This window comes from Ruegeria sp. BHSA123, from assembly GCF_059613425.1.
Map to the genome: position 1 here is coordinate 1 of NZ_JBXWSL010000047.1, position 19,458 is coordinate 19,458.

20 protein-coding genes are annotated in these 19,458 nt (G+C 57.7%); 16 read left to right on the forward strand and 4 right to left on the reverse strand.

The window, feature by feature from the left end; genetic code table 11:
• On the forward strand, positions 1–801 hold an 801-nt coding region (locus tag AC2FNC_RS16345), incomplete at its 5' end, for a YifB family Mg chelatase-like AAA ATPase (RefSeq protein ID WP_496715943.1).
• Here AC2FNC_RS16345 and gshB read toward each other — a convergent pair.
• The 3 genes from gshB to rsmI all read right to left on the reverse strand — a co-directional run bounded on the left by gshB (position 798) and on the right by rsmI (position 3,022).
• Positions 798–1,730, reverse strand: a complete 933-nt coding sequence (gshB, locus tag AC2FNC_RS16350) for a glutathione synthase (protein ID WP_480518495.1) — start codon at positions 1,728–1,730, stop codon at positions 798–800. The two genes, AC2FNC_RS16345 and gshB, sit on opposite strands and share 4 nt — an antisense overlap.
• 61 nt (positions 1,731–1,791) lie before the next feature.
• Positions 1,792–2,163 carry a YraN family protein gene (locus AC2FNC_RS16355; protein WP_480494278.1) on the reverse strand — a complete coding sequence of 124 codons (372 nt, stop codon included), beginning with the start codon at positions 2,161–2,163 and terminating at the stop codon, positions 1,792–1,794.
• A gap of 1 nt (position 2,164) precedes the next feature.
• Positions 2,165–3,022 (reverse strand): 16S rRNA (cytidine(1402)-2'-O)-methyltransferase, encoded by an 858-nt coding sequence (gene rsmI, locus AC2FNC_RS16360; RefSeq protein WP_496715944.1) that lies wholly within the window; start codon positions 3,020–3,022, stop codon positions 2,165–2,167.
• A gap of 88 nt (positions 3,023–3,110) precedes the next feature.
• Between rsmI and AC2FNC_RS16365 the strand changes: the two genes are divergently transcribed.
• Genes AC2FNC_RS16365 through murJ form a run of 3 tightly spaced genes read left to right on the forward strand, consistent with a single transcriptional unit; the run spans position 3,111 to position 8,600 of the window.
• On the forward strand, positions 3,111–4,283 hold the full coding sequence (locus tag AC2FNC_RS16365) for a penicillin-binding protein activator (protein ID WP_480475158.1): 1,173 nt from the start codon (positions 3,111–3,113) through the stop codon (positions 4,281–4,283).
• A complete protein-coding gene (locus AC2FNC_RS16370) occupies positions 4,243–7,062 on the forward strand; it encodes a [protein-PII] uridylyltransferase (protein WP_480622904.1) in 2,820 nt (939 codons plus the stop codon). Before AC2FNC_RS16365 ends, AC2FNC_RS16370 begins: the two co-directional genes overlap by 41 nt.
• Positions 7,059–8,600, forward strand: a complete 1,542-nt coding sequence (gene murJ, locus AC2FNC_RS16375; RefSeq protein ID WP_496715945.1) for a murein biosynthesis integral membrane protein MurJ — start codon at positions 7,059–7,061, stop codon at positions 8,598–8,600. Before AC2FNC_RS16370 ends, murJ begins: the two co-directional genes overlap by 4 nt.
• Here murJ and AC2FNC_RS16380 read toward each other — a convergent pair whose 3' ends face one another.
• Positions 8,601–9,287, reverse strand: coding sequence for a rhomboid family intramembrane serine protease (locus AC2FNC_RS16380; RefSeq protein ID WP_496715946.1), 687 nt, complete (start codon positions 9,285–9,287; stop codon positions 8,601–8,603). It lies immediately after the preceding gene.
• A gap of 86 nt (positions 9,288–9,373) precedes the next feature.
• On the opposite strand from AC2FNC_RS16380, the gene trpS reads away from it, so the two are divergent.
• From trpS to AC2FNC_RS16440, 12 genes are all read left to right on the forward strand, one after another.
• Positions 9,374–10,402, forward strand: coding sequence for a tryptophan--tRNA ligase (gene trpS, locus AC2FNC_RS16385; RefSeq protein WP_496715947.1), 1,029 nt, complete (start codon positions 9,374–9,376; stop codon positions 10,400–10,402).
• Between the two features lie 59 nt (positions 10,403–10,461).
• Positions 10,462–11,325: a branched-chain amino acid aminotransferase gene (locus tag AC2FNC_RS16390; RefSeq protein ID WP_496715948.1), complete on the forward strand. Its 864-nt coding sequence runs from the start codon at positions 10,462–10,464 to the stop codon at positions 11,323–11,325.
• Between the two features lie 76 nt (positions 11,326–11,401).
• Entirely contained in the window at positions 11,402–11,857 is a 456-nt protein-coding gene (locus AC2FNC_RS16395; RefSeq protein ID WP_267366250.1) for a universal stress protein, read from the forward strand.
• A gap of 9 nt (positions 11,858–11,866) precedes the next feature.
• The gene (locus tag AC2FNC_RS16400; protein WP_496715949.1) at positions 11,867–12,460 is read left to right on the forward strand and encodes a 2-hydroxychromene-2-carboxylate isomerase; all 594 of its coding nucleotides are present in this window, start codon (positions 11,867–11,869) and stop codon (positions 12,458–12,460) included.
• Positions 12,461–12,529: 69 nt separating this feature from the next.
• Positions 12,530–13,093 (forward strand): NifU family protein, encoded by a 564-nt coding sequence (locus AC2FNC_RS16405; RefSeq protein WP_480475144.1) that lies wholly within the window; start codon positions 12,530–12,532, stop codon positions 13,091–13,093.
• Complete coding sequence (gene tsaB, locus AC2FNC_RS16410; RefSeq protein WP_480518481.1) at positions 13,083–13,673, forward strand: tRNA (adenosine(37)-N6)-threonylcarbamoyltransferase complex dimerization subunit type 1 TsaB; 591 nt, start codon at positions 13,083–13,085, stop codon at positions 13,671–13,673. Before AC2FNC_RS16405 ends, tsaB begins: the two co-directional genes overlap by 11 nt.
• Positions 13,670–14,083 carry a GNAT family N-acetyltransferase gene (locus AC2FNC_RS16415; RefSeq protein ID WP_496715950.1) on the forward strand — a complete coding sequence of 138 codons (414 nt, stop codon included), beginning with the start codon at positions 13,670–13,672 and terminating at the stop codon, positions 14,081–14,083. Before tsaB ends, AC2FNC_RS16415 begins: the two co-directional genes overlap by 4 nt.
• 157 nt (positions 14,084–14,240) lie before the next feature.
• Entirely contained in the window at positions 14,241–15,239 is a 999-nt protein-coding gene (locus tag AC2FNC_RS16420) for a BMP family lipoprotein (RefSeq protein WP_480486668.1), read from the forward strand.
• Positions 15,240–15,334: 95 nt separating this feature from the next.
• Positions 15,335–16,864, forward strand: a complete 1,530-nt coding sequence (locus AC2FNC_RS16425; RefSeq protein ID WP_480475136.1) for an ABC transporter ATP-binding protein — start codon at positions 15,335–15,337, stop codon at positions 16,862–16,864.
• A 1-nt stretch (position 16,865) separates the two neighbouring features.
• Positions 16,866–17,960, forward strand: coding sequence for an ABC transporter permease (locus tag AC2FNC_RS16430; RefSeq protein ID WP_480475134.1), 1,095 nt, complete (start codon positions 16,866–16,868; stop codon positions 17,958–17,960).
• The gene (locus tag AC2FNC_RS16435; RefSeq protein ID WP_496715953.1) at positions 17,960–18,928 is read left to right on the forward strand and encodes an ABC transporter permease; all 969 of its coding nucleotides are present in this window, start codon (positions 17,960–17,962) and stop codon (positions 18,926–18,928) included. Before AC2FNC_RS16430 ends, AC2FNC_RS16435 begins: the two co-directional genes overlap by 1 nt.
• Positions 18,929–19,018: 90 nt before the next feature.
• Positions 19,019–19,458: sulfite exporter TauE/SafE family protein (locus AC2FNC_RS16440; RefSeq protein WP_496715954.1), on the forward strand; the 440-nt coding region annotated here is incomplete at its 3' end.

A 19,458-nucleotide genomic window follows, 5' to 3' on the forward strand; every position in this document is an offset into this window, starting at 1 on the left:
GTGGAAGCCCTGGAAACGTCGATGATCCAATCGCTATGCGGGTTGCTGGATGAAGGCGGAATAAACCGCACACGCCCGTTCCGCGAACCGCACCACACGGCCTCGATGGCGGCCATAGTTGGTGGTGGGAAAGGGGCCAAACCGGGCGAAATCTCATTGGCCCACAATGGTGTGTTGTTCATGGATGAATTCCCTGAGTTTCCACGGCCGGTTCTGGAAACCCTGCGCCAACCCATTGAAACCGGCGAAGTCATGGTGGCGCGCGCGAACGCCCATGTGAAGTACCCTTGTCGTTTCATGCTGGTGGCCGCCGCCAACCCTTGCAAATGCGGCTATCTGACCGACCCGTCCCGTGCCTGTTCGCGGGCACCGGGATGTGGCGAAGATTACCTGAACCGAATCTCGGGCCCTTTGATGGACAGGTTCGATCTGCGGATCGAAGTTCCGCCCGTGGGCTTTATTGACCTTGATCTGCCCCCTTCGGGCGACAGTTCGTCGACGGTTGCAGCACGTGTCGAAAGGGCGCGTGCCATACAGGCAGACCGGTTCCGTGACACGCCGGAGTTACGACAAAACGCTGACGCAGAAGGCAAAATACTGGAAGAGATCGCCACGCCCGATGCCGAAGGAAAAGAACTGCTGTTGAAAGCTGCGGATCGGTTCGGCCTGTCAGCCCGGGCCTTCCATAGAATCCTGAGGGTGGCGCGCACCATCGCCGATCTGGACGGCGCGACCGATATCCGCCACCCACACGTGGCCGAGGCACTGAGTTTTCGCATCTCTGCCCGGGTTATGGCCTAAAGCCTGGCCTCGATGGCCTGCCAGATCTTTTCCGCAATATTTACGCCATCAAACCGTTCCAGCTCTTGAATGCCAGTCGGTGAAGTCACGTTAATCTCGGTCAGATAGTCGCCAATAACGTCAATTCCGACAAAGACCTGACCCTTTTCCTTCAGCAGAGGCCCAATCGCCGCGCAGATCTCAAGATCGCGTTCGGACAAGCCGATCTTTTCCGGACGTCCGCCAACATGCATGTTCGACCGCGTTTCGCCTTCGGCTGGTACACGGTTAATCGCGCCGACCGCTTCGCCATCCACCAGGATCACCCGTTTGTCGCCATTGCTGACATCCGGCAGGAATTTCTGCACGATCAAAGGTTCGCGCGAGAATCCGGTGAACAGCTCATGCAAGGAAGTCAGGTTGCGGTCATTGGCATCAAGCCGGAACACACCCGCGCCGCCGTTCCCGTAAAGCGGTTTGAGGATGATATCGCCGTGCTTTTCCTTGAACGCCTTGATCGTCTGCAAGTCGCGCGCAATCGTTGTTGGCGGGGTCAGTTCGGGGAAATCCAGCACCAGCAGCTTTTCCGGGTAATTGCGCACCCAGAACGGATCGTTGACGACAAGCGTCTGCCCCTTGAGACGATCCAGCAAATGCGTGGACGTGATGTAATGCATGTCAAAAGGCGGGTCCTGACGCAGCCAGACGACATCGAAATCGGCCAGATCCACCTCACGTTCGGGGCCCAGAACCGCAGGATCTCCGGCAACCCTTTGCACGGTCATGTCGTGACCTCGCGCGGTGATGCGACCTTGCTGATAGGCCAAGTGATCCGGACCGTAGAAAAACAATGAATGCCCGCGCGCCTGTGCCTCTTCCGCCAGACGGAATGAGCTGTCGGCGTTGATATCCACGGCCCCGATCGGGTCCATTTGAAAGGCGATTTTCATGGCATGTCCCTCAGTTTCCCGCCAGATACATGGACCAGCACGCCTGTGGGTTCAATGGGGCTTAGCCAAAACCAAAGGCGTTTTCGATGATGTGAACAGCGCCAGAGCCATCCACAAGTGCCGCGTCAAAGCGTACGTTTGTCAGCTGCCCGGTCGGCTCGTTTTCCAAGAACTGAGCGGCAGAGGCATAGATTCGTTCGATCTGCCTGCGGCTGATCCGGGCAGCGGCCTTTTCAAAGCTGGTGCTTTTCTTAACTTCGATGAACACAAGCCCGTCGCCGTCGCGTGCAATCAGGTCGATCTCTCCGCCAGCGCCCCGCCAGCGGCGATGCGCTATGGCAAAACCCCGACGTTCGTAATCTGCGGCGACCTGTGACTCTGCGGCCTGTCCAGCGTGGTATGAGATCGAACCCTGTCGTTCACGCCGCCCCATGTCATCCCTTGCCCAATTTCAGAGCTTTCTGGTAAATCGGTCGGCGCGGCAGGTCGTACATTTCCGATACAAGATCCGCTGCATCCCGAACCGAGTGATTTTCCAAAGCTCGTTTCAAAGCTTCTTCTAGGTCGGATTCGTTAACACTTTGCGAATGACTGCGGTCCACCAACAGGACGATTTCGCCTTTGACGGTCTTGTCCCGATACTCCGCTGCCAGTTCGGACAGGCTGCCGCGGCGGACCTCTTCAAACTTTTTCGTTAGCTCTCGACAAAGCGCAGCCTGCCGTTCAGGTCCCAGGCATTCAGTCAGGTCCGACAGACAGGCGGCAACGCGTTTCGGAGATTCGTAGAACACCAATGTGCCGGGGATGTCCTTCAACGCCTCGATGCGGGTGCGGCGCGCTTTGGTTGCGTTAGGAAGGAAGCCTGCAAAAAAGAAGGCGTCGGTGGGAAGCCCCGCCAACGTCAGGGCCGTTACAACGGCAGACGCGCCGGGGGCACAGGTCACGGTATACCCGGCTTCTGCGGCCTGCTTGCCCAGATCATAGCCCGGATCGGCAATCAGCGGCATTCCCGCTTCGGACGCGTAGGCCACCGATTGCCCCTGCGCCAGCGCCTCCATAATCTTGCCGCGCGCGCCTGCGCCGCTGTGGTCGTGATAGGCCTGGATACGCCGGCCTTCCAGCGGGATGCCATGTATTTCCATCAAGCGACGTAAACTGCGGGTGTCTTCTGCCGCAATTACATCGGCTGAGGCCAAAACATCCAAGGCTCTGAGCGTAATGTCGCGTGCTGTTCCAATCGGAGTGGCAACAAAATACAGGCCCGCAGCCAACTTGATCTTTTGGAAATTCAAAGCTGGACCCTCACAGCGTGACGTTTATTATCGCGGCTCAACAGAACAGAAGCATTCGCAGCCGTCGGATCAGGGAGTTTTCATTTAGATGTTTACCGTTTGCAAGCCCGTAAGCAAGCTGGCGAAAGTCGCCGCTGCCCTGACGACCGCAGCGTTTCTTGCTGCCTGTGAACCGGGTGGTCTTGGCGGAGGCCCCTCGATCAATACCTCAAAGCCGGTTCCTGTCGCCTTGCTGGTTCCCAGAGGATCTGCGCAATCTGGTGATGCGGCGCTGGCGCAAAGCCTTGAGAATGCCGCGCGGCTTGCGATGTCGGATTTGCCGAATGTCCAGATCGACTTACGCGTTTATGACACAGCCGGAAACCCGAACACGGCGACAGCCGTTGCACAGCAGGCTGTTGCGGACGGGGCAAAAATCATCATTGGTCCGGTATATGCCCAGGCAGCAAATGCTGCCGGGTTGGCGGTGCTGAGCAAGAACGTCAACGTTCTTTCGTTTTCAAACAACGCCAGCATTGCAGGCGGCAACGTCTTTGTATTGGGCCCGACCTTTGACAATACGGCCAACCGGCTGGTGAATTATGCGGGCAGTCAGGGCAAGGTTAACACGGTGGTCGTGCACAGCAACGACGCCGCAGGACAACTGGGCCAGTCCGCTATCGCCAATGCCATAGCGAACAGCCGGGTCAACAATGCAGGGACCGTCGCATACGACCGGTCGCAACAGGGCGTCATCAATGCGGTTCCCACGATCAAGGCCACTGTTGATTCGACGGGCGCGGATTCGATCTTCCTGACGGCGACCACGGCGGGGGCATTGCCGCTGTTCTCGCAATTGCTGCCAGAGGCCGGTGTTTCTCCGGCAACCACGCAATACATTGGCCTGACACGTTGGGATATCCCTCCTCAAACTCTGGAGCTTCCGGGGGTTCAAGGGGGGTGGTTTGCATTACCTGACCCGTCCAAGGCACAAGCCTACCGTCAGCGTTACAACGCAACTTACGGCGAAGCACCGCACCCAATCAGCGGTCTGGCCTATGACGGTATCGCCGCAATTGGTGCCTTGGTCAGCCAGGGCAAATCAGACGCCCTGACCGCTTCGGCCCTGACACAGAACGCCGGTTTCCAGGGCGTTGGCGGCATCTTCCGCCTGCGCCCGGACGGCACCAACGAACGCGGTCTGGCAGTTGCCACGATCCAGAACAAACAGGTGGTTGTGATTGACCCTGCCCCACAAAGCTTCTCTGGCGCCGGTTTCTGATCTGACTGGCGCGATCAACGTGCCCGAAAGCGCGTTGATCTGCCCTGCCGGGGACATCTTCGACAGCACTGCCGTCAATGATGCACTGGCTCAGGCCTTTGAGGCCTGCCCGGACAACACCAAAATGCGGTCCGAGACGGTGCGCATTCTGCGCGAGGCTCAAAAGTCTGGCCGCGCGGTCATTGCAGAGGCATTTGGCGAACGTCCTTTCGACGCGCGGGCACTCACGCGCTCATACACTTACCTGACGGATCAACTGGTTGGGACGGCGATGCTGGTCTCAAGCACAGGCCTGCATCCGCTTGCAACGCCCACCCAAGGTGAAAAGATCGCCGTTCTGGCTGTTGGCGGTTATGGGCGCGGGGAAATGGCGCCGTTTTCCGACGTCGATCTGCTGTTTCTCACCCCCTACAAGATCACCGCATGGGCCGAGAGCGTTATCGAGTCGATGCTTTATATCCTTTGGGATTTGCGGCTGAAGGTCGGGCATTCCTCACGCACGATCAAGGATTGTCTGCGGCTAGGCGCCGAGGATTTCACGATCCGCACAGCGATGTTGGAGCAACGCTATCTGGCCGGTGACAAGGCGCTGGCGGACGGGTTGGACCGAAGGCTGAAAGACGAACTGTTCAAGGGAACTGAACGCGAGTTCATCGAAGCAAAGTTGCACGAACGTGATGAACGCCACCACAAACAAGGCGAGCGTTACATGGTCGAACCCAACGTGAAGGAAGGCAAAGGCGGCCTACGCGATTTGCAATCCCTCTACTGGATCGCGAAATATGTCTATGGCGTTCAGGACGTGGCCGAACTGGTGCCTTTGGGCTTGTTCACACCCGAAGAGTTCAAGACCTTTGTTCAGGCCGAAGAATTCCTTTGGGCTGTGCGTTCGCACCTGCATCTTGTCACCGGTCGTGCGACCGAGCAGCTTACCTTTGACATGCAGGTCGAGGTTGCCGCGCGCATGGGGTACGAGGACCGCGCCGGGCGTCGTGCGGTCGAAGTGTTCATGCAGCGGTATTTCCGCGAAGCCACCCGCGTGGGTGAGTTGACGCGCATCTTCCTGACCAAACTCGAATCGCTGCACATGAAAGGTGCGCCGTTGCTGGAACGCATTTTCCGCAGGCGTCGACGGGTCAAGGCAGGGTACAAGGTGGTTCACGGCCGTCTGGATCTGGTGGAACCTGAAAAATTTCTATCCGACAAAGTGAACCTGCTGCGCCTGTTCGAAGAAGGTTTGCGGACAGGTATGCTGATCCATCCCGATGCCATGCGGCTGGTGAGCGCGAACCTGCATCTGATCGATGACGAGATGCGCGGCGACAAGGAAGCCCAGCGCATTTTCCTGGATCTGATGTTGAAACACGGCAACCCGGAACGTGCATTGCGACGTATGAACGAACTGGGCGTGCTGTCCGCTTTCCTACCCGAGTTCGAGCACATCGTGGCGATGATGCAGTTCAATATGTATCACAGCTATACGGTGGACGAGCATACGATCCAATGCATCGTCAATCTTGCCCAGATCGAACGCGGAGAGCTGGTCGAATCCCTGCCTCTGGCGTCATCGATTCTGAAAGGCGGGGTGAACCGAAAGGTGCTGTACGTCGCGCTTCTTCTGCATGACATTGCGAAAGGTCGCCCCGAAGATCACTCGATCCTTGGGGCACAGATCGCGCGCAAGGTGGCGCCTCGGCTCGGCCTGAACAAATCGGATTCCGAAACCGTTGAATGGCTGGTGCGTTATCACTTGCTGATGTCCGACATGGCGCAAAAACGCGATATCTCCGACCCTCGGACGGTGCGCGATTTTGCCAAAGCCGTTCAGACAACCAAACGGCTGGATTTGCTGACGGTTCTGACGGTTTGTGACATTCGCGGTGTTGGCCCGACCACCTGGAACAACTGGAAGGCCACCTTGCTGCGCGCCCTGCATGCTGAAACAAAGCGTGCACTGGAAACCGGTATGGAAGATCTGAACCGGGCGAACCGGGGGGCCGAGGCCAAAACAGCGCTACGCCGCGCCTTGGACAACTGGTCCAAGGCTGACCTCAAGGTCGAGACCGGGCGCCACTACGCCCCGTATTGGCAGGGCCTGAACCTTGCGACGCATATCGAGTTTGCCGAGATGCTGTACGCGCTGGAACAAAGCGGCGATCCCGGCGCGATGGAAATTCGCCTGCAACCTGATGAAGACCGTGATGCGACGCGGGCCTGTTTCGCCATGGGAGATCACCCCGGTATTTTTGCCCGCATCGCCGGGGCACTGGCTCTGGTCGGCGCGAATGTCGTGGATGCACGTAGCTATACCACCAAAGACGGCTACGTGACGGACGCGTTCTGGATTCAGGACGCCGAAGGGCACCCGTTCGAGGCATCGCGCCTTCCACGCCTAACGCAGATGATTCACAAGACCCTGCGCGGCGAAGTCGTCGCCAAGGAAGCACTGAAGTCGCGTGACAAGATCAAGAAACGCGAACGCGCTTTCAACGTGCCAACTCATATCACGTTCGACAATGAGGGCTCTGAAATCTACACAATCATCGAGGTGGACACACGCGACCGCCCAGGCCTGCTGTTTGATCTGACCCGGACCCTGGCCGCGGCGAACGTGTATATCGCCAATGCCGTGATCGCGACCTATGGCGAACAGGTGGTCGATACGTTCTACGTCAAGGATATGTTTGGCTTGAAGTATTACTCGGAAAGCAAGCAGCGCGGGCTTGAGGCCAAGCTGCGCACGGCAATCACCGAAGGCGCCGAGCGTGCGGCCTCATGAAGCAAATACGGTTGTTCTCTGGCCTGTTCACGGTCGGCTTCTGGACGCTCGCCAGCCGAATTCTGGGGTTTCTACGGGAAATACTGCTGACGGCCTATATCGGACCGGGCCCAGTGATGGATGCCTTTGTTGCTGCCTTTCGCCTGCCCAACATGTTCCGCCGCTTTTTCGCCGAGGGGGCATTTAACGCGGCCTTTGTGCCGATGTTCTCCAAACGACTGGAAGCCGACGAAGACCCTCAGGGTTTTGCGCAGGACGCGTTCAATCTTCTGGCCGTGGCTGTTCTGGCGCTGGTCGGGCTGGCCATGGTTTTCATGCCCGGTCTGGTGTGGCTGACCGCCGAAGGGTTTTACGGCGATGAACGGTTCGATCTGGCGGTGGATTATGGATATGTTGTGTTTCCATACATCCTGTTCATGTCTCTGGCTGCCTTGTTTTCTGGTGTTCTGAATGCAACCGGGCGGTTTGCGGCAGCGGCAGCTGCACCTGTTCTGCTGAACATTTTCGCCTGCACCGCCCTGATCGCCGGAGCCATGTCCGGCGGCGAAGTGATCCGGTGGTTGATCCCGGTCATTCCGGTGGCCGGTGTCGCGCAACTGGCGCTGGTCTGGGTTGCTACCGAACGCGCCGACATCCGCATCCGCCCCAGCATGCCGCGCCTGACGCCTGAAATGCGACGGATGGTACGTATCGCAGTCCCGGCCGCGCTGGCGATGGGGGTCACGCAGGTCAATTTGGTTGTCGGGCAATTGGTTGCATCGAAAACCGCAAATGCCGTCAGCTGGCTTTTTGCCGCAGACAGGCTCTACCAGTTGCCTTTGGGTGTTGTAGGCATTGCTGTCGGCATAGTCTTGTTGCCGGACCTGTCCCGCCGTTTGCGTGCGAATGACAAAGAAGGCGCACGCAATGCCTTTTCCCGGGCCGGTGAGTTCACACTGCTGCTGACGCTGCCTTCGACTGTCGCCCTCGTGGTTATGCCAACCCCCCTCGTGTCGGTGCTGTTCGAACGTGGTCAGTTCGGCCCCGAGGATACGGCCGCCACGGCCCTTGCGGTTGCCATCTACGGGGTAGGGCTTCCGGCTTTCATGTTGCAAAAATTGCTGCAACCGCTGTTTTTTGCGCGCGAGGATACACGTTCCCCGTTTCACTATGCGGTTGTTGCGATGATCGTGAACGCAGCTCTGGCGTTTGGTCTGTTTCCACTGGTGGGCTGGATCGCACCGGCAATTGCTGCATCGACTGCCGGGTGGGCGATGGTTGTGCTACTGGCCTTGGGCTCACGACGTATGGGTGAAGAGGCACGCTTCGATGACCGGTTCAAAAAGCGCGCGAGCAGGATTGTGGCCGCTTCGCTTGGGATGGGCGCGATCTTATACGCCGCGCTCTACCTGTTCGGGTGGGCGTTGGAAGTTCCCGGCTGGCGTTATCTGGCACTGCTGATCCTGATCATGGTCGCTGCCGTCTCATATTTCCTTCTGGGTCATATCTTCGGCGCCTTCAAACTGTCGGAGTTCAAACACACTCTGCGCCGGTCCTGATCAATCCCGGCGAATGCGTCCGACGATCCGGGACCACGCGCCCGGTGCAACAAGAAAAGACAAGCCAAAACCGGTGGCGAACCCACCCAGATCGGCAACCCATTCCCAGTTGCCACCAAAGATCAGGCCGAAAAGAAACTGTATGCCCATAAGGACTGCAATCAATTGAAATGCCCGTGCTTGGTTTGCACCTACAAGTGACAGTTTGCGCCACAACAGCCACGTGAATGCGCCGATCAGGCCATACACCGGCGGGAACCCTCCAATCAGCGGATAGCGTGGGTCCAGTAACACAGCGTAGGCAAGCGCGCCGCCAATGCCTGATACGATAAATATCAGCAGCATCGGGAAACCGCCGAACACTTCGCCAACCATTTTGCCCATCGCCAGCACGAAAACACAGACGAAAATCGCCTGCGTGAAATTTGCGGACACGAAGGGGTAGGTCACGAAGCGGATGACATGTTCGAATGGCCAGCGCCCGTTCAGTACCATCCAGTCGAAAATATCCGCCGAGAACGCATAATGCTGGATCGCATCCAGCCGCCAGCCCACCGCTGCTGGTCCTCCAACCAGCCCGCGTGATCCCAGCGTGAAGGCAATTTCTATCCCGATGATGAACAGAACCAGCGCCACCACGGCAGGTGGCAGGGGGTTCACAGGCGGTGTGTAATGTTCACTGCTCATTGGGCTGGCCTTTCGCGGCTGTTGACGTCCCTTTGCCTCATGGGTAAGCGACGGGGGCTGATTTTTCCAGACAGGAGTTCCCTTTGATGACTGAGTCCCAATTCACGCCGCGCGTGTTTTCCGGCATCCAGCCTTCGGGAAACCTGCACCTTGGGAACTACCTTGGTGCACTCAAGCGTTTTGTCGATATGCAGGGTCCCGAATTCGAAACCGTCTATTGCATGGTCGATTTGCACGCCATCACCGTATGGCAGGATCCGGAACGTCTGCGTGAAAAAACACGCGAGGTTTGCGCGGGCTTTATCGCGGCGGGTCTTGATCCAGAAAAATCAATCCTGTTCAACCAAAGCCAGGTGCCCGAGCACACTCAACTGGCCTGGATTTTCAACTGCGTCGCCCGAATGGGCTGGATGCAACGGATGACGCAGTTCAAGGACAAGGCGGGCAAAAATGCGCAAAATGCCTCGCTTGGCCTGTTTGCGTACCCTGCCCTGATGGCAGCCGATATTCTTGTCTACCACGCGACACATGTTCCTGTGGGCGAAGACCAGAAGCAGCACCTGGAATTGACCCGCGATATCGCGATCAAGTTCAACCATGACTACGGCGTCGACTTCTTTCCCGTGACTGAGCCCGTGATTGGAGGCCCTGCCCCGCGCGTGATGAACCTGCGGGACGGTTCGCGCAAAATGTCGTCCTCCGATCCCTCGGACATGAGCCGGATCAACCTGACCGATAATGCCGATGCGATCGCAAAGAAAATCCGCAAGGCCAAGACCGACCCTGACGCTTTGCCGTCGGATGTCGAAGGTCTGGAGGGCCGCCCCGAAGCGCGTAATCTGGTCAATATCTACGCAGCACTCAGCGAACAAAGCATCGAGCAGGTTCTGGCCGAAGTTGGCGGCAAGCAGTTCGGTGATTTCAAACCGATGCTGGCTGATCTGGCGGTCGCCAAGCTGGCCCCAATCTCGACTGAGATGTCGCGCCTTATGGGAGAACAGGCCGAAATTGACCGGATTCTGGCTCATGGGGCCGAGCGCGCGCGTCAGATCGCCGCTCCGATCCTGCAAAAGACCTATGAAATCGTTGGTATGGTCGGATCGGCATCACGCTGAATGCACTGGACCTTCGCCTGACGCCCACCTAGGGTCTGCCTGAACCACAGGAGGGCGTCATGGCAACCGGCAAAAACATCCGGACCTACTTTCAGGGCCATTGGCATGACGGGGATACTCCCATCATGCGCGCAGCGGATCATGGGGCCTGGCTTGGATCATCCGTATTCGATGGTGCCCGCCATTTCGACGGGTTGGCCCCTGATCTGCACGCCCATTGCGCCCGGGTGAACCGGTCCGCCGAAGCCCTGATGCTGACACCGACCATGACAACCGAACAGATGGTCGAATTGGTGCATGAAGGGTTGCAAGCCTACAGCCCTGACACAGCTGTTTATATCCGCCCGATGTATTGGGGCATTGATGGCGACAGCACGGCAATCGTTCCGCAGGAAAACAGCACAGGGTTTGCCATCTGTCTGGAAGAAATCCCGATGGCACCGGAAACGGCTTCAGCCACGCTGTCGACCACGCGGTTCCGTCGCCCGGTACTGGAATCAGCAGTGGTCAACGCCAAGGCCGGGTGCCTTTACCCCAACAATGCGCGCATGTTGCAAGAGGCGCGCTCAAAGGGATTCTCGAACGCACTGGTCGCTGACGCGATGGGCAATGTGGCCGAAACGGCAACAGCCAACATCTTCATGGTCAAGGATGGCGAGGTCTTTACCCCGATCCCCAACGGCACATTTTTGGCAGGGATCACGCGGGCGCGACATATCAAGAATCTGCGCGAGGATGGTGTTACAGTTCATGAAACGGTCTTGGGTTTCGAGGATTTTCACCAGGCGGACGAGGTTTTCATGTCCGGCAATATGAGCAAGATCACACCGGTGACTGCGCTAGAAGACACACAGTTTCAGGTTGGTCCAATTGCCCGCCGTGCCCGCGCACTTTACTGGGACTGGGCTGCAAGCGAACGCTAGTAATCGACATGAACGTGTCCGAGTTGCCAGCACGCAAACGCTCGGGCATGATCTCTTAAAATTGAAGAGGACACCCATGCGTAAGTTCTTAGTTGTTCTGGATGACAGCCGTGAATGCCTGAACGCAATGCGGTTCGCCGCGATGCGTGCGGCGCATACAGGTGGCGGCGTGACGATCTTGTCGGTTATTCCGCCGGACGAGTTCAATCACTGGATCGGTGTTGCAGAAACCATGCGCGAAGAAGCCCGGGAACGTATCCATGCCCATTTCGAAGTCTTCGCCAAATGGATGCGCGACAAACAGAATGTAGAACCTGAACTGGCCATTCGCGAAGGTGATCCGGTGCCGCAGATCATCGAACATGTTCAGTCTGACCCTGAGATCGGCGTTCTCGTTCTTGGGGCGGGAACTGACAAGAAAGGCCCCGGCCCGCTGGTGACCCAGCTCACAAAGAACTCTGGCAGCCTGCCGATCCCGATAACGATTGTTCCCGGTGATCTGAGCAAGGAAAAGCTGGAAGAAATCACCTGAGGATAGAACGTGGCGAAGACGTTGCAGTTCTGGTTCGACTTCGCCTCGACCTATTCCTATCTCAGCGCGATGCGAATCGAACAGGCCGCACGGGGCACAGGTGTCTCGGTCGACTGGCAACCTTTTCTGTTGGGGCCGATTTTCGCGGATCAGGGATGGCGCACATCGCCGTTCAACCTGTATCCGGCCAAAGGGCGCTATATGTGGCGTGACATGGAACGTCTTTGCAGCGCACGCGGGCTGCCGTTAGTTCGGCCTGACCCGTTCCCGCAAAACTCCCTCACCGCAGCGCGCCTGACTCTGGCCCTTGCGCATGGTGAGGAACGGGCTGCCTTCGCAAAGGCTGTCTTCAGCGCTGAATTCGGGGACGGACGGGACATCTCCGACGAAGACGTGCTTGAGGATTGCCTGAAGATGGCAGATCTGCCTGCGGCAGTGATGAATCGCCGAAAAGATGCGAGCATCAAAGCTGCGCTGTTCGAGCAATCCGCGCGCGCAAAAGCACTTGGCCTGTTCGGCGCACCGAGTTTTGTGGCGGGGGCAGAGCTGTTTTGGGGAGATGACCGGCTGGATGAGGCGATTCGTTACTCGCTCACGATTTAGAATCGTTCCAAATATTGACTTCTCCGACCCCTGAGCGCATATCAGAAACACCTCAGACGGAGCTGCCTCATGTTCATCCAGACCGAATCCACCCCAAACCCGGCCACATTGAAATTTCTGCCCGGCCAAACGGTGCTTGAGGCTGGAACCGCGGATTTCCCGACAGCCGAGGCTGGTGATAAGTCCCCACTGGCCAAACGAATCTTTGCGGTAAACGGTGTGACCGGTGTGTTTTTTGGAAACGACTTTGTCACTGTGACCAAATCCGACGAAGTTCAGTGGGATCACATCAAACCTGCAATTCTTGGCGCAGTGATGGAGCATTATCAATCCGGCCAGCCTGTCATGGGTGCAGACGCGGCAGCGGCCTCGGGTCATGCCGAACATACCGGAGAAGATGCGGAAATCGTCAATCAGATCAAAGATCTGCTGGACAGCCGCGTGCGCCCGGCCGTGGCACAGGATGGTGGCGACATTACCTTTCATGGCTTTGATCGCGGCGTGGTCTATCTGCACATGCAAGGTGCCTGCGCGGGGTGCCCGTCATCGACCCTGACACTGAAGATGGGTATCGAAAACCTGCTGCGCCACTACATCCCTGAAGTGACCGAGGTTCGACCAGTTGCCGTCTGACCCGACGATCCTGGCATTTGATACATCGGCCGCGCATTGCGCGGCCGCTTTGTTGCGTGGCGGTGTGATCGCAATATCCCGTGTCGAAGACATGGCACGCGGCCAGGCCGAACGGTTGATACCCTTGTTGCAAGAAGTACTGACCGAAGCCGGTTGCGTATGGGCCGATCTGGACGCAATCGGTGTTGGGATTGGGCCCGGCAATTTCACGGGTATACGCATTTCGGTCTCTGCCGCCCGGGGCCTTGCCTTGGGCCTTGGCGTCCCCGCGGTGGGTGTTTCTGGATTCGATGCTCTGATTGAACTGGCAGAAGAGAGCCAACGTCCAGCCATCCCTGCGCCGCGCGAACAGGTGTATGTACAACTTCCCGGAACCGGCCCTTGCCTGTTGCCTTTGGGCGAGGCCGAACAGCATGGGCCTTTGTATGTCTGCCCCGACCCCGCATTGCAGGTACAAGCCGTTGCCAGACTTGCCGCAAGACGATGGCACAGCGTCAGTGCGCCTCCAGCCCCGCTATATGTCAGACCTGCGGACGCGGCCCCGTCCCGAGATGTGCCGCCTGTGTTGCTGGACCAATGACGCCTTACGAGATGGCAGCGACACATGCAGCGGCGTTCACCCAGTCACGCCCATGGACTGCCGATGAGTTCGCCAGCCTTTTGGAGAACCGGTTCACTGAATACGTCGGGGATGACCGTTGCTTTGTCCTGTTTCAGGTGATCGCGGGTGAGGCAGAGTTGCTGACGATTGCGACTCACCCCGCGTTTCAAAGACAAGGGCTCGGGTCACAGGCGATGCACGACTGGCACGACCGGGCAGTCACTTTGCAGGCAAACCGCGCTTTTCTGGACGTCGCTGCCGACAATGTTGCAGCAATCGCTTTGTACTGGCGATGCGGGTATCGCCAGTGCGGTCAGCGCAAGGGTTATTATTCCAGAAAAACAGGCCCAAATATCGATGCTCTCGTGATGGAACGCCGACTGCCCTAACGGCAACCAAAGATTTTTTAGACCATTTGGTCAGAAATCAATTGACCATCACGGTTGCAAACGTCCTTAATTCCCGCCATCACAACACTTATGCTCGCTAAAAGTGGGTAAACGGGGCTAATCTTACCTCGTGCCAACAAAAAAATGGGAGACTTAAATGACCCTGATGAAATCCTTGATGGGTGCTGCCGCTGCTGTCGCTCTGACCGCAGGTGCAACTTTCGCCGAACCGGCGCTGATCTTTGACCTGGGCGGCAAGTTCGACAAATCTTTCAACGAAGCCGCGTATAATGGCGCGCAGCGTTGGGCCGATGAGACCGGCGGCGAGTACCGCGAGATCGAGATCCAGTCGGAAGCACAGCGCGAACAGGCTCTGCGCCGTTTCGCAGAATCAGGTGCCAATCCGATCATCACCATGGGCTTTGGTATGGCCGATCCGTTGTCGGCCGTTGCAGGCGATTATCCCGAAACCAAATTCGTGGCTGTCGACGTGAACTGGCTGGACATCCCCAACATCCGCCAGATCGGCTTTGCCGAGCATGAAGGATCGTACCTGGTTGGCATGATGGCAGCGATGGCATCGAAATCGGGAACCGTTGGCTTTATCGGCGGTATGGACATTCCGCTGATCCGCCACTTTGGTTGCGGATACGCACAAGGCGCCAAAGCCGTGAACCCGGACATCAATGTTGTCGCCAACATGACCGGCACCACCCCTGCGGCATGGAACGACCCGGTAAAAGGTTCGGAACTTACAAAAGCACAGATCAGCCAGGGTGCTGACGTGATCTATGCCGCGGCTGGCGGTACAGGTGTTGGCGTTCTGCAAACGGCAGCCGACGAAGGCATCCTGTCGATCGGCGTGGACAGCAACCAGAACCACCTGCATCCGGGCAAGGTCCTGACGTCGATGCTGAAACGTGTGGACGTCGCGGTGTATGACGCGATGAAAGCAGGTGACGCCGTAGAAACCGGCGTGTTCACCATGGGACTGGCCGAAGAAGGTGTAGGCGTCGCCATGGACGATAACAACAAAGAGCTTGTTTCGGTCCAAATGAACGATGCGGTGGAAGAAGCCCGCAAAGCCATCATCAACGGCGATATCACCGTTGTCAGCTATTACGAGAACGACAGCTGCCCCGCACTGCAGTTCTGATATCGCGCGGGGCGGAAGGAACCCTTCCGCCCCGCCATCCACTCTGCCATCCGTGCCACCTGCCGGATGGGCTTTTCGGCAGTTGAGGGTAAGACATGACCGTCCCCGCCATTGAGCTCAAAGGGATCTCCAAATCCTTTGGGCCGGTTCAGGCCAACAAAGACATCTCAATCAGCGTCGCCCCCGGTACGATCCATGGGATCATCGGTGAAAACGGTGCGGGCAAATCCACGCTGATGAGCATCCTCTACGGCTTTTACAAAGCCGACAAAGGTGAAATTTGGATCAACGGGACAAAGACCGAAATCCCTGACAGCCAGGCGGCTATCGCCTCGGGCATCGGGATGGTGTTTCAGCACTTCAAGCTGGTGGAGAATTTCACTGTTCTGGAAAACATCGTTCTGGGTGCCGAAGATGGCGGCCTTCTGGCTCCGTCTCTGGCCAAGGCCCGCAAAGAACTGAAAGAACTGGAAGAAGAATACGAACTGTTCGTTGACCCCGACAAACGCATTGATGAGATCGGTGTGGGGATGCAGCAGCGTGTCGAAATTTTGAAGGCATTGTATCGCAAGGCCGAGATTCTGATTCTGGATGAACCGACTGGCGTTCTGACCCCGGCAGAGGCTGACCAGCTGTTCCGTATCCTGGATCGTCTGCGAGCCGAAGGGAAAACGATCATCGTGATCACCCACAAGCTGCGCGAAATCATGGAAAACACCGATACCGTTTCGGTCATGCGCCGTGGGCAGATGACGGCTACGGTGAAAACTTCAGACACCAGCCCTGAAGAACTGGCCGAACTGATGGTAGGCCGTAAGGTTTTGCTGCAAGTCGACAAGGTGCCTGCGACGCCGGGCAAACCCATCCTTGAGATCGAAAAGCTGAGCGTTTTTGATTCCGCTGGTGTTGAACGGGTTAAAGGTATCGACCTGACCGTTCGTGCCGGTGAGATCGTTGGCATTGCCGGTGTGGCGGGCAATGGACAGTCGGAGTTGCTAGAAGTTCTGGGCGGGATGCGTCCGGGACAAGGCTCGATCAAGCTGAATGGCGAACCGCTGGCACTAAGCGGTGCCGGATCAGACGGTCAGGCGCGTCGTGCACAGCGCATCGCGCATGTGCCCGAAGACCGTCAGCGCGAAGGCCTGATTATGGATTTCCACGCGTGGGAGAACGTGGCCTTTGGCTATCACCGGGACCCCGCTTATCAGCGTGGCCTGTTCATGGACAATTCCGCGCTGCGCGCTGATACCGAAGCCAAGATCGAGAAATTCGATGTTCGGCCACCGGATCCTTGGCTTGCCGCCAAGAGCTTTTCGGGCGGGAACCAGCAGAAAATCGTCGTTGCCCGCGAAATCGAGCGAAACCCTGACCTGCTGCTGGTCGGCCAGCCGACACGTGGCGTTGATATTGGTGCGATCGAGTTCATTCACAAGCAGATCGTTGCCCTGCGCGACCAAGGCAAGGCGATCTTGCTGGTTTCGGTTGAGTTGGAAGAGATCTTCTCGCTGTCCGACCGGATCGCAGTGATGTTCGACGGGCATATCATGGGCGAACGCCTGCCCAGCGAAACAGATGAAAAAGAACTTGGCCTGCTGATGGCCGGTGTTGCAGGAGAGGCCGCGTAGGATGGAAAAAATGCCTAAATGGGCCGATGTCGTTCTGATCCCGCTGATCAGTCTGTTGCTGGCCGCTTTCCTGTCTGCGCTAGTCATCCTCGCCATCGGAGAAAACCCCGTCGAAGCTGTTAAGCTGATGGTTACAGGCGCGTTGGGGTCAACCTATGGCTGGGGCTATACGCTCTATTACGCGACAAACTTCATGTTTACCGGCCTTGCGGTCGCCGTCGCATTCCACGCCCGCTTGTTCAACATTGGTGGCGAAGGTCAGGCGATGTTGGGCGGTCTTGGGGTGGCCATGGTTTGCCTGTACGTCGACTGGCCGCATTGGAGCATTGCATTGCTTGCGGCCTGCGCGGCATCAATGCTGTTCGGTGCGTTTTGGGCCGCTATCCCAGCCTACCTTCAGGCCAAGCGCGGCAGCCATATCGTGATTACCACGATCATGTTCAATTTCATTGCCGCTGCCTTTCTGAACTACATGTTGGTCAACATCATGCGCCCGCAAGGGTCGCAGGACCCGGCAACCGCGCGATTCCCCGAAACCGTCCATCTGCCAACTTTCCAGTCAATGTTCTCGACCGCAGAAAACGTGGTGTTCCGGGGGGCTCCGGTAAACATTACATTCTTCATCGCGTTGCTGGCCTGTGTCGTCGTCTGGGCGCTGATCTGGCGGACCCGGCTGGGCTATGAAATCCGAGCTTATGGCCACTCTGAAACCGGCGCGGTCTATGCCGGTATCTCACCGGTTCGCATTACTATTGTTGCGATGCTGATCTCGGGTGCGCTGGCAGGTTTGATGGCCATCAATAACGTCATGGGCGAGGCGGAGCGCCTTGTCCTGAACTCGACCGAAGGCGCTGGGTTCATCGGGATTGCCGTGGCCCTTATGGGGCGCTCACATCCTTTCGGCGTATTGCTGGCCGCGCTTTTGTTCGGGTTCCTGTATCAGGGCGGGGCCGAGCTGGCACTGTGGGCATCGATCCCGCGCGAGCTGATCGTGGTCATTCAGGCGCTGGTGATCCTGTTCACCGGTGCGCTGGACAACATGGTACGGATGCCGCTTGAGAAACTGTTCCTTGGTATGCGGAAGAGGGCAGAGTAATGGACTTCTTTGTAACCCTCATCCAGGTTCTGGATTCGACCATCCGCCTATCCACGCCTCTTTTGCTGGCCTGTTTGGCCGGTCTGTATTCGGAACGGGCTGGCATTTTCGACATCGGGCTGGAAGGCAAAATGCTGGTGGCCGCGTTCTTTTCTGCGGCTGTCGCGGCGGTTACGGGTTCAGTCTGGCTGGGCTTGCTGGCTGGCATCGGATCCTCATTGGCGCTGTCAGGGCTGCACGGGTTGGCATCGATAACCTTCCGGGGCAACCAGCTGATTTCGGGTGTTGCAATAAACTTTCTCGCCTCGGGCCTGACAGTGCTTGTCGCCCAAAGCTGGTTCCAACAGGGCGGTCGTACGCCCTCGCTCTTTGGTGGCGGCCGGTTCGAGCCTATCAACTTTCCATTTGCCGATGCGCTTGGAGGGGTTCCGATTGTCGGCCCTATCTATTCCGAACTGCTCTCGGGCCATTCGATCCTTGTTTATGTGGCATTCCTGATGGTTCCAGCAACGTGGTGTGTGCTTTTCCGCACACGGTTCGGCCTGCGCCTGCGGGCTGTGGGTGAAAACCCGGCAGCCGTCGACACGGCAGGTGTATCCGTGGTTGGCCTGCGCTTCGCAGCCGTCGCGATCTGTGGCGTACTTTGTGGTATCGCGGGCGCTTATCTGGCGACGGCTTTGCAGGCGGGGTTCGTCAAGGAAATGACCGCTGGTCGTGGCTTTATTGCGCTGGCCGCCTTGATCTTTGCCAAATGGCGCCCGTGGCACGCCATGTGGGCCTGTTTGCTGTTTGGCCTGCTTCAGGCGGTAGCACTTCGGTTCCAAAACATCGATCTTGGCGGCGTAGTGATTCCGGTCCAGGTGATGGACGCCCTGCCCTATATCCTGACAGTTGTTATTCTGGCCGGTTTTGTCGGCAAGGCCGTGCCACCACGGGCAGGCGGAGAGCCCTACATCAAAGAGCGCTGATAAGGCCAGTTCCGAATGGAGTTTCGGTCCTGTTCGCTGCAAGGCGGCATGCAGAGTTGATTTTGCATGCTGCAACCGTTCTAAGAGGGTATGCACGTATACCTTCCCATAGCCGAAGTTTCTGTCAGCCCATTCCTGCTGTTGGGGATCGGTGGGGTCGTCGGTGTTTTATCTGGTATGTTCGGGGTCGGCGGAGGATTTTTGATCACTCCGCTGCTGTTTTTTATCGGCATTCCCCCGGCGGTTGCCGTTGCGACATCAGCCAATCAGGTTGTCGCTTCTTCCATTTCGGGATTGTTGGCGCATCTCAGGCGCAAGACCGTGGACCTGAAAATGGGAAGCGTTCTGCTGACCGGAGGGTTGTTTGGCGCGGCCCTGGGTATGGTGGTTTTCAATTTTCTCAAGCATCTCGGACAGGTCGATCTGGCTGTACAGATTTGCTATGTCGTGTTTCTGGGGGCCATCGGAACCCTGATGTTCATTGAAAGCCTTGCCGCCATCCGAAAAGCCAGAAAGTCCGGGTATCAACC